Origin of the sequence: Raineyella antarctica (genome assembly GCF_900092135.1) — a bacterium.
GTDB classification, from domain to species: Bacteria; Actinomycetota; Actinomycetes; order Propionibacteriales; family Propionibacteriaceae; genus Raineyella; species Raineyella antarctica.
In genome coordinates, this window is the sequence record NZ_FMYF01000029.1 from 1 (window position 1) to 1,446 (window position 1,446).

General features: G+C 68.1%; 1 protein-coding gene. It reads right to left on the minus strand.

Translation table 11 applies throughout. The features are described from left to right. Positions 1-8: 8 nt before the first annotated feature. Entirely contained in the window at positions 9-1,322 is a 1,314-nt protein-coding gene (locus tag GA0111570_RS17180; RefSeq protein ID WP_092613880.1) for an ISL3 family transposase, read from the minus strand. Positions 1,323-1,446: the final 124 nt, after the last annotated feature.

The following is a 1,446-nucleotide window of genomic DNA, read 5'->3' on the forward strand; positions in this document are numbered from 1 at the left end:
CGGGCTCTTCACAGAAGAGAGTGGAGTCGGGGTCTGAATCCGCCGGTGTCCAGGAGTGCTCGTAGCCGGTAGTGGACCAGGTTCCGGAAGCCGAGGGCGGTGCCGCGGAGGTGTTCCAGCCGGCCATTGATCGCCTCGGTGGGACCGTTCGAGGTTCCGGGGTGGTCGAAGTAGGCCAGGACGTCGGTGCGGCGGCGTTTCAGTGTCCGTCCCAGCGTGATCACCTCACCCAGCACCTTCGGGACCCCGCTGGAGATCGAGGCGATCAGCGCATCCAACATGTTCTTGCCCTCGGCCCGTGACGGCTGCCGGTAGGCGTCGATGATCCGCTGGTAGACACCCCAGGTGGCCTCGACCTCGATGTGGGCGTCGTCGGCGAAGACCGCGCCGATCCGGGCTCGTTGCTTGTCGGTGAGCAGACCGGCGCTGGTGTGCAACGCCCGGCGGATGCCGTAGAGCGGGTCACCGGTCCGGCCCCGGTGGCCGCGGGTGGCCTGCTGGATCCGCTGTCTCGTCAGGTCGAGCTTCTCGGCGGCAAGAGCGACAACATGAAACGGATCCATCACCTCGACCGCGTCGGGCAGCTCCTCGACCGCGGCGCTCTTGAAGCCGGTAAACCCGTCCATCGCCACCACCTGAACCCCGGCCCGGAACGCCTTGGTCTGGGCGGCGAGCCAGGACTTGAAGACCTTCTTCGACCGGCCCTCGACCAAGTCGAGCAGCCTGGCCGGGCCGCTCTTGTCCCGGATGGGGGTCAGGTCGATGATCACAGTGACATAGCGGTCACCGTGGCGGGTGTGGCGCCACACGTGCTCATCGACCCCAATGACCTCGACACCGTCCAGACGCGTCGGGTCGGCGATCAGCAACGCCCGGCCGGCAGCCAGGACGGCCTTGTTCGCCGTGTTCCACGCCACCCCCAGTGCTTGGGCGATCCGAGCGACCGACATCCTGTCGATCACCAGGGCCCGCAACGCCCACGTCACCGCGTCACGACTCAGCCTCGAACGCGGCGCCGCCGCACCCCGCATGTCCTGGCGCCACACCTTCGCGCACTCCGAGCAGCGGTAGCGGCGCACCCGAACCTCCAGGATGGTCGGCCACCACCCGAACGGAACATGAGCCAACCGCCGAGTCACCGAGTCACGCGGGTCCCCGCGCCGGCCGCAGGCCGGACACAGGTCACCGGGCGCGACGACGTGGCAGACCAGAACGGTGTGGTCGGGAGCAACCTGCTGGCCGACCACGGTCAGGCCGAGCCGGTCGAGGCGGCAGAACTCGTCCAGAGACGGAGCGGACAGGGGTGACGTAAGCTGGGACATACGGGCCTTGGGCTTGGCGATGACGGCGTAGAGAACCTCCATCTTCCAACCCAGGGCCCTTCTTCACGCCCCCGTCCCAGCCCTCACCCGCCCAGAGCCCCTACACCCCCAACTGTGAAGAGCC

What these genes read in the sequence shown, in the direction of transcription:
- GA0111570_RS17180 (WP_092613880.1), bottom strand. Translation starts at nt 1,322, where the DNA reads ATGTCCCAGCTTACGTCACCCCTGTCCGCTCCGTCTCTGGACGAGTTC.